The following is a 7,222-nucleotide window of genomic DNA, read 5'->3' as shown; positions in this document are numbered from 1 at the left end:
CCGACCCCGCCAGACACTGGACTGGGCCACCCCAGCCCAGCGCCTGGCACAACTCATCACCGCTTAACGATTGCACTCACCACTTGACCCCAACCCCTCGACTCCACCCGTAACACCGTGATCGAGAACGTACGCCTGCTCCGCAACGGTTCCGACTCCCCGGGGGACGACGGCGGTGTGCAGGCCGAGTCCGTCTCCGGTCTGCGGATCGACGACGGTGCCATAGAAGCGGTTGCGAGCGGTACGCCGGCCGTGGTGGCGACGAACTCCACCGGGATCGCCATTCGCGACGTCAGGGTGCACGGCGGGATCGACCTGAGCATCAACACCCATGGATCACTGATCGCCGACAACATCTTCCGGGGCGGCCGCGTCACCCTTTCGGAGGCGAACCGTACGGTGGTGCGCGACAACCACTTCACCCAGAGCGGGATTCGGGTCTCCGAGTCCAACGAGGTGACCATCAGCGGCAACGACCTCACCGGCGGCACGATCCAGCTCGGCATCGCCGTCGAAGACGTCACCGTCCAGCGCAACAGCCTGCGGGCATCCGAGTTCGGGCTGGTCATCGATGGGCCCGCGAGCAACACCCGGGTGATCGAGAACGAGTTCACCAACCACTTCTACGGAATGTACGTGCGGGTGGGCCTCCTCGCGGTCATCGACGGACTGGCCGTCGCCCGGAACACCTTCACCGACAACGGGGGAAACGGGCTGTTCTTCGAGGCCCCCGCGATCGGAGGGTCGCCGGCCCGGATCAGCGTCACCGGGAACCGGTTCACGGGCAACGGCTACGCCTCGGGTGAGAACGACGCCGCCGGCCGGCCCAACGACGACGGGCTGCACACGAACGTGCCGGTCGGCAGCGACATCCTGGTCACCGGGAACCGTACCCAGAGCAACGCCGACCACGGCATCGAGGCACTGCCGGTCGGCAGTGTCCGCGACGGCGGCGGCAACGTCTCCACCGGCGACCTGAACGGATGCGTGGGGGTCGTCTGCCATTGAACCTAGCTGGTGCCGATGACCCCTGTCCTGACACGGTCCGTCAGCCACCGGTGGTCGGTAGGCCGACGAAACCGCTCGCGACCGGGCGCACCTCGACCCCGCCACCCTGCCGGGTGGCGGGGTTGCGCCGGGCGATCTCCAGGGCGGCGTCCAGATCGGGAGCCTCGATCACGTAGACGCCGGCGATGACCTCCTTGGTGTCGAGGAAGGGGCCGTCCGTCACGAGGTCACCGCGGACCGAGGTCGCCGTGGTGCTCGGTTGCAGCGCGAACGCCGCGAGCATGGTGCCGCCGAACCTCTCCACGTCCTCGCCGTGCCGCTGGTGCGCCTCCTGCTCTTCCGGAGTCAGGTCCGAGGCGTCGGCGGGGGCGTTCGCGAACAGCAGGATCGCGTACTGGGCCATGGGATTCTCCGATCGGATGTTGTTCGTCCTCACTCCTGCGACGAACGACCGGCCCGGAATCGACAGCACCGGTCCCAGGGCGTACGCCCTTCTGCGTGCAGGGCTCAGCACGTCGAGTGCAACAGCGCCCCGACCGGGACCGACGCCGCCAGTTCGTTGTACGTGCGCACCGCCGCCCGGGTTTCCAGGACGTGTACGCCGATGCCCCTGCTCCTCAGCAGGTCGAGCGTCTCGTCCGTCACCCCGAGCCGTTCTTCCATTCCGCTGGCGAGGACAACAACCGTTGCGCCGTTGTCGATCAGCTCCGCCACGTCGGCCGGTTGGATTCCGGGTGAGTGGCTGGTGCCCGTCTCGGACCAGTCCCACTCACGACCGCCACCCGGGTAGAGCTTGACGTCCTTGAACGTACCCAGATTTTCGACCTCGATCTCCCCCCACGCGACAGCGACAATCAACGGTGACCTTCGTTCTGCCATAGCGAAACTGTGCCAGACGCGCGGGGCCCTCCCTGTCGTACGGGTGTGGTTGTCTGACTCTCGGTAGATACCCATCACGACCAGGGAGATTTTTCATGGCGACGGAGAACGAGCCGATTGTCCTGCTGTCGCGAGCGCTGGACCAGGTCGGCGAGATTCTTGGCCGGGTGCGCGACGACCAGCAGGATCTGCCGACGCCCTGCCGGTCGTGGACGGTGGCGCAGCTCGGCGACCACGTGGTGTATGACCTGCACCAGTTCACCCTGACGGCGACCGGTGGCAAGCCGGACTGGTCCGAAGTGGCCCCGGTGGTGACACAGGACCGGGGTGCGGTCTTCGGCAAGGGGGCCGCCGAACTGCTCGACGCCTGGCGTGGTGCGGGCGACCTGACCGGAACGATCACGCTGCCCGGGATGGGCGAGGTGCCGGCCCGCTTTCCGGTCGACCAGCAGATCGCCGAGTTCGCGATGCACGCCTGGGACCTGGCCAGGGCAACCGGTCAGTCGACCGAGCTCGATCCGGAGATCGGGCAGCTCGCACTGAGCTGGATCCGAGGCGCGCTGCGGCCGCAGTTCCGGGCCACCGAGGCGGACGGCGGGGCCTTCGGACCCGAGGTCACGGTGCCCGACGACGCCCCTGTGTACGACCGCCTTGCCGCGTTCGCCGGACGCGATCCGGGCCACGCCTGACCGCACCCCGGTTCAGTGATGCCGGAGGCTGTGGCGATCTGGTGCCCCCTGGAGGGGCAGTCAACCGCCACAGCCGCGGGTTGTTTGCGGGGTGCGGCCGGGGCGAGGCTTGGTCGTGATCTCACGTCGGCACGGTTCGGTGCATGCGGGATTCAAGCTCATGATGGTGCCGGCACTGGTCGTCGGCACGCTCACGGCATGCACGCCGGGATCGCAGCCGGTGGCCGCGCTCGCGATGCGCGACGGTCGACCACTGGCCATCCTGGTGACCTGCGGCGGCGACTTCGCGCAGATCAGCGTCTACCAGAACGACGAGAGTGCGCGGCCGACGCCGACGGGTGGCGTCGACACGCTGATCGAGTGGAGGGTCAGCGGCGAACCGGCCGGCGAGGTGGTCGAGGCGCCGCTGTTCGGTACGCCCCCGGACGGGTGGCAGACCAGCGACCCGACCTCCGAACCCCCGGAGGGGCCAGTCGGCCCGGACCGTGTCACTGACCGAGCTGACACCCGGAGTCCGGTACAGCCTGAGCGGGCACAGTGGCCGGGACTCGGCGCCGGTGCACTTCACCACCGATGACCTGGGCCGGATCGGCGCGGACGACGTGCTCGCCCCGGTCAGCCGGCGCGAGTCGGGGATCATGTCGCGGCGGACCTTCGAGCGGAAAGCCGCCGAGAGCTGCGACAACAGCTAGATGTTCAGGTCCGACGGGAATCCGGTCCAGCGCAGGTCAGCCGGCAGGTGGGACATGTCGTTGAAGCGGACCAGGGCCGGCGGGCGATCCGGGCGGTAGAGGATCGTGGTCAGGGCGCAGTTGCTCTGGTTGAGTCCGAGCCAGCGGTGGTCGGGGGCGTCGAGGGCGTGCCGGATGAACCACCCGATCAGGAAGTTGTGCGTCACGATCAGCTCGTGCGTGTCCGACCCGGCGGGTTCTGACACCGCCGGCCGGGCGTACCGCTCGATCGCGGCGGTCGCGAGGCGGGCACCGTCGGCGTACTCGGTGGGGGTGACGCCGTCGAGGAAACGGGTGTAGACCTCGGGCAGGGCGTCCGGGTGGGGGACCGGCGGGATGTAGTCGCCGAGCACGTCCTCGGCGCACAACGGTAGGTCCGGAAGGGACTCACCGATCAACTCGGCGGTGTGGACCGCACGAGGGAGTGGGCTGTGGTGGATGGCGGTCAGCGGCACTTTCGCCAACCGCCGTCCCAGCAGCCGGGCCTGCAGTTGTCCGGCCTCGGTGAGCCGACCCTCGTCGATCGCCTCGCCGTGCCGGGCCAGGTGCAGGAACCGGTTCGCCACGACCGGCGGTGACGCGGATTCGGACATACGAGGATTCTCACAGACGCACACTCTGCCGATGTGGCCCGACCCGAGTCACGGCTGTCAACGAGCGCCGACACCGGCTGCCGGCTAGGCTGCGACCGTGCGCGGAATCAGGCTGCTCGTAGTGGTCATGGTGGTCGCTGGCCTGGTCGCCTGCACACGGGTGCCGGTGGTGCTGCCGGTGCCGGTCCCATCGCCGTCAGGACCCGTACCACTTGACGTCGTCCTATTCCTCCACAACGAGGTCACGGGGCCACAGAAGCAGGAAGTCGAGGCGAGGTTGCGGGCGCTTCCGGGCGTGACCGGGCTGACCTTCGAAAATCGGGAGCGGGCCTACGAACGGTTCAAGGAAACGTTCAAGGACAAGCCGGAGTTGGCCGGGTCGGTCAGACCCGAGGACCTTCCCGAGTCGTTCAGACTCACGCTGCCCGACCGTGCCGTGGCAGAGCCGATCCTCGCCGAGCTGCGCCAGTTGCCCGGCGTCGCGGAAGTGACCACACCACCGACGGTGACGCCGTCCCCGGGTCGCTGAACAGGCCCGCTGCCGCGTTCCCGCCCCACCTGTCCCGCGCTACCCGTGTTCGTAGCCGCCGGCAGCCGTGGGCAGTAGGACGCCGGGGTTGAGCAGACCGGCCGGATCCAGGGCGGACTTGATCCGGCGCAGGACGTCGATCTCCTCGGCGGAGCGGGACAGCGACAGCCACTCGGCCTTCGCCCGACCGACACCGTGTTCCGAGCTGATGCTGCCGCGCCGGGCCGCGACCTGCCGCAGCACCGCGTCCGTCACCTGCTCGGCCAGGTCACCCGCGCCGAGCACGTTGACGTGCAGGTTGCCCTCGCCCAGGTGACCGAAGAGGATCGTGCGGGCACCCGGTGCGACCGCTTCGACCGTCTCCGGCAGGACCGCGACCAGCCCGGCCAGCTCTCGCAGGGGTACGCAGATGTCGAGCTTGGTCGGCACACCCGCCGTGTTGATCGCCTCGGTGTGCGTCTCCCGGTACGCCCACAGCCGCGCCCGACCGGCCGCGTCCGAGGCCACCGTGGCATCCTCGACGGCCGCGCAGTCGCCGAGCATGTCCAGCAACTCGTCGGTAGGGTCGGTGTGCCCGGCACACTCCAGCAGCACGTACGCCGCATAGTCGGTGTCGAACGGGGCGGGCAGGCGGCCGTAGGACCGGACCAGGTCCATTCCCTCGGGGTAGCAGATCTCGGCCGCGGCGAGGGTCGAGAGGCGACCGCGGGCGGCGGCGAGCAGGGTGAGCGCGGCGTCGGTGCCGTTGACGGCGACCAGGGCCACCGCCCGGGCGGGCAGCAGCGGGACCAGGCGCAGGCGTACCCGGGTGATGATCGCCAGGGTGCCCTCGCTGCCGGCGAGCAACTGGGTCAGGTCGTACCCGGTGTTGTCCTTGGCCAGGCCGGCGAGCCTGGTGATCACCGTGCCGTCGGGGAGTACCGCCTCCAGGCCGGTGAGCTGGTCGCGCATGCTGCCGTAGCGCAGCACCCGGATGCCACCGGCGTTGGTGGCGACCATGCCGCCGATGGTCGCCGACGACCGGGCGGCCAGATCGACGCCGACGTCCAGTCCGGCCGGGCGGGCGTGCGCCTGGAGTTTCTCCAGGGTGACGCCGGCACCGACGGTGACCTGGCCCTCGATGTCGTCGACCGGTTCCAGCCCGGTCAACCGGGTCAGGCTGACCAGCACCTCGCCGCCGCCGGGCACGCCGCCGCCGACCAGGCCGGTGTTACCGCCCTGGACCACGATCGGCACACCCGCCGCCGAGCAGGCCCGGACCACGGCGGCCACCTGCGCGGTGTCCGCCGGGCGGACCACACAACGCGCGGTGCCGGTGAACCGGCGGGTCCAGTCCGTCTCGTACGCGTCGCGCAGGTCCGGGTCGACCAGCAGGTGCGCGGGCCCGACGATGGCCCTCAGGTCCTCTTCGAGGTCGCTCACGACAGTTCCCGCAGCCGGATCGTCTGGCTCATCGCCCGCAACTGGAGCACGACGTCCTCGGTGTAACCGGCGCCGAGGTCGGTGAGCAGGTAGCCGTACTCGCCCCGGGTGCCGAGCAGTTGGCCCTCGATGTTCACCGCGTGCTCGGCCAGGATGCTGTTCACCTGCGCCAGCACACCCGGCATGTTGTGGTGCGTGTGGGCGATCCGGTGGGTCCCGGTTGCCGCCGGGAGCTGGATCGCGGGCAGGTTCACGCTCAGCGTGGTGTTGCCCTCGCTGACGAACTGGGCCAGCTTGTTGGCCACGAACCCGCCGATGTCGGCCTGCGCCTCCTCGGTCGACCCGCCGATGTGCGGGGTGAGGATCACGTTCGGCAGGCCGCGCAGCTCCGAGGTGAACTCGTCGCCCCGACCCTTGGGCTCGTGCGGGAACACGTCGATGCCGGCGCCGGCCAGGTGCCCGCTGACCAGGTGATCGCGCAGGGCGGCGTAGTCGATGACAAAGCCCCGGGACAGGTTCAGGAAGAGGCTGCGGGGGCGCATCCGGGCGAACTGTTCCTCGCCGAAGAAGCCGCTGTTGCCCGGTCGGCCGTCCACGTGCAGGGTGACCGTCTCGGCCACCTCCAGCAGCTCGTTCAGGCTGTCGCAGCGCTTGGCGTTGCCGAGGGCGAGCTTGTCGGCGGTGTCGTAGAAGTAGACCTGCATGCCGAGGTTCTCGGCGAGCACCGACAACTGGGCGCCGATGTTGCCGTACCCGACGATGCCCAGCGTCCGGCCGCGGACCTCGTGGCTGCCGTTGGCGGCCTTGTCCCAGACCCCGGCGTGCATGCCGGCGTTCTTCTCGGGCAGCCGCCGGGCCAGCATGATGATCTCGGCCAGGGCCAGCTCGACCACGCTGCGGGTGTTGGAGAACGGGGCGTTGAACGCCGCGATGCCGGCCGCGGAGGCGGCGGCCAGGTCGATCTGGTCGGTGCCGATGCAGAACGCCCCGACGCCGACGAGCTGCGGCGCGGCGGCCAGCACCCGGGCGGTGACCTGCGTCTTGGAGCGGATGCCGAGCAGGTGCACGCCCTCGATCCGGGCGATCAGCTCGTCCTCGTCCAGCGCGTTGCGCAGCGACTCGACGAGAAATCCCTCCGACTCGAGCCGGGAGACCGCGTCGGGGTGAATGTTCTCCAGCAGCAGGACGCGAGTCTTGGCCTGGTCGATCATGATCTTTGTTCCGTCCGTTGCGGTCCGTTGCGTTGATCAGCGGCGAGCGCGCCATAGAGCCCGACCAGAGGCCAAGGTTAGTCCAGCGCCGAGTTGCTCCGACGGGTCGTCCGCTCCGTCCCGACCCTTGGATCCCCGGTGTCCCGTTCAGGCCCCCGCA

10 protein-coding genes are annotated in these 7,222 nt (G+C 69.6%); 5 read left to right on the top strand and 5 right to left on the bottom strand.

The features are described 5' to 3' along the window. Nucleotides 1-117: 117 nt before the first annotated feature. On the top strand, nt 118-1,008 hold the full coding sequence (locus ACWEFB_RS30300) for a right-handed parallel beta-helix repeat-containing protein (protein WP_452290924.1): 891 nt from the start codon (nt 118-120) through the stop codon (nt 1,006-1,008). 40 nt (nt 1,009-1,048) lie between these two features. On the opposite strand, the gene ACWEFB_RS30295 is transcribed toward ACWEFB_RS30300, so the two are convergent. Then, nucleotides 1,049-1,411, bottom strand: a complete 363-nt coding sequence (locus tag ACWEFB_RS30295) for a YciI family protein (protein WP_452290922.1) — start codon at nt 1,409-1,411, stop codon at nt 1,049-1,051. A gap of 104 nt (nt 1,412-1,515) precedes the next feature. Further along, nucleotides 1,516-1,887: an Mth938-like domain-containing protein gene (locus ACWEFB_RS30290; protein WP_452290920.1), complete on the bottom strand. Its 372-nt coding sequence runs from the start codon at nt 1,885-1,887 to the stop codon at nt 1,516-1,518. Nucleotides 1,888-1,982: 95 nt separating this feature from the next. Here ACWEFB_RS30290 and ACWEFB_RS30285 point away from each other — a divergent pair, with 95 nt between their 5' ends. From ACWEFB_RS30285 to ACWEFB_RS30275, 3 genes are all read left to right on the top strand, one after another. Continuing rightward, the gene (locus ACWEFB_RS30285; protein WP_452290918.1) at nt 1,983-2,576 is read left to right on the top strand and encodes a TIGR03086 family metal-binding protein; all 594 of its coding nucleotides are present in this window, start codon (nt 1,983-1,985) and stop codon (nt 2,574-2,576) included. A 115-nt stretch (nt 2,577-2,691) separates the two neighbouring features. Beyond that, nucleotides 2,692-3,153 carry a hypothetical protein gene (locus ACWEFB_RS30280; RefSeq protein WP_452290916.1) on the top strand — a complete coding sequence of 154 codons (462 nt, stop codon included), beginning with the start codon at nt 2,692-2,694 and terminating at the stop codon, nt 3,151-3,153. After that, nucleotides 3,134-3,268: a hypothetical protein gene (locus tag ACWEFB_RS30275; protein ID WP_452290914.1), complete on the top strand. Its 135-nt coding sequence runs from the start codon at nt 3,134-3,136 to the stop codon at nt 3,266-3,268. Before ACWEFB_RS30280 ends, ACWEFB_RS30275 begins: the two co-directional genes overlap by 20 nt. Here ACWEFB_RS30275 and ACWEFB_RS30270 read toward each other — a convergent pair. After that, entirely contained in the window at nt 3,265-3,900 is a 636-nt protein-coding gene (locus tag ACWEFB_RS30270; RefSeq protein WP_452290912.1) for a histidine phosphatase family protein, read from the bottom strand. The genes ACWEFB_RS30275 and ACWEFB_RS30270 overlap by 4 nt on opposite strands. Nucleotides 3,901-3,997: 97 nt before the next feature. Between ACWEFB_RS30270 and ACWEFB_RS30265 the strand changes: the two genes are divergently transcribed. Further along, on the top strand, nt 3,998-4,429 hold the full coding sequence (locus ACWEFB_RS30265) for a permease-like cell division protein FtsX (RefSeq protein WP_452290910.1): 432 nt from the start codon (nt 3,998-4,000) through the stop codon (nt 4,427-4,429). A 39-nt stretch (nt 4,430-4,468) separates the two neighbouring features. Here ACWEFB_RS30265 and ACWEFB_RS30260 read toward each other — a convergent pair whose 3' ends face one another. Beyond that, nucleotides 4,469-5,851 carry an FAD-binding oxidoreductase gene (locus ACWEFB_RS30260; protein ID WP_452290908.1) on the bottom strand — a complete coding sequence of 461 codons (1,383 nt, stop codon included), beginning with the start codon at nt 5,849-5,851 and terminating at the stop codon, nt 4,469-4,471. Next, a complete protein-coding gene (serA, locus tag ACWEFB_RS30255) occupies nt 5,848-7,062 on the bottom strand; it encodes a phosphoglycerate dehydrogenase (protein WP_452290906.1) in 1,215 nt (404 codons plus the stop codon). Before serA ends, ACWEFB_RS30260 begins: the two co-directional genes overlap by 4 nt. Nucleotides 7,063-7,222 lie beyond the last annotated feature (160 nt).

This window comes from Micromonospora sp. NPDC004704 (genome assembly GCF_053601675.1).
This window is presented reverse-complemented; position numbering and strand designations above follow the sequence as displayed.

Bases quoted from the DNA above. Each gene is read 5' to 3' on its own strand.
- ACWEFB_RS30270 (WP_452290912.1), bottom strand. From the start codon at position 3,900: ATGTCCGAATCCGCGTCACCGCCGGTCGTGGCGAACCGGTTCCTGCAC.
- ACWEFB_RS30290 (WP_452290920.1), bottom strand. From the start codon at position 1,887: ATGGCAGAACGAAGGTCACCGTTGATTGTCGCTGTCGCGTGGGGGGAG.
- ACWEFB_RS30285 (WP_452290918.1), top strand. From the start codon at position 1,983: ATGGCGACGGAGAACGAGCCGATTGTCCTGCTGTCGCGAGCGCTGGAC.
- ACWEFB_RS30295 (WP_452290922.1), bottom strand. From the start codon at position 1,411: ATGGCCCAGTACGCGATCCTGCTGTTCGCGAACGCCCCCGCCGACGCC.
- serA (WP_452290906.1), bottom strand. From the start codon at position 7,062: ATGATCGACCAGGCCAAGACTCGCGTCCTGCTGCTGGAGAACATTCAC.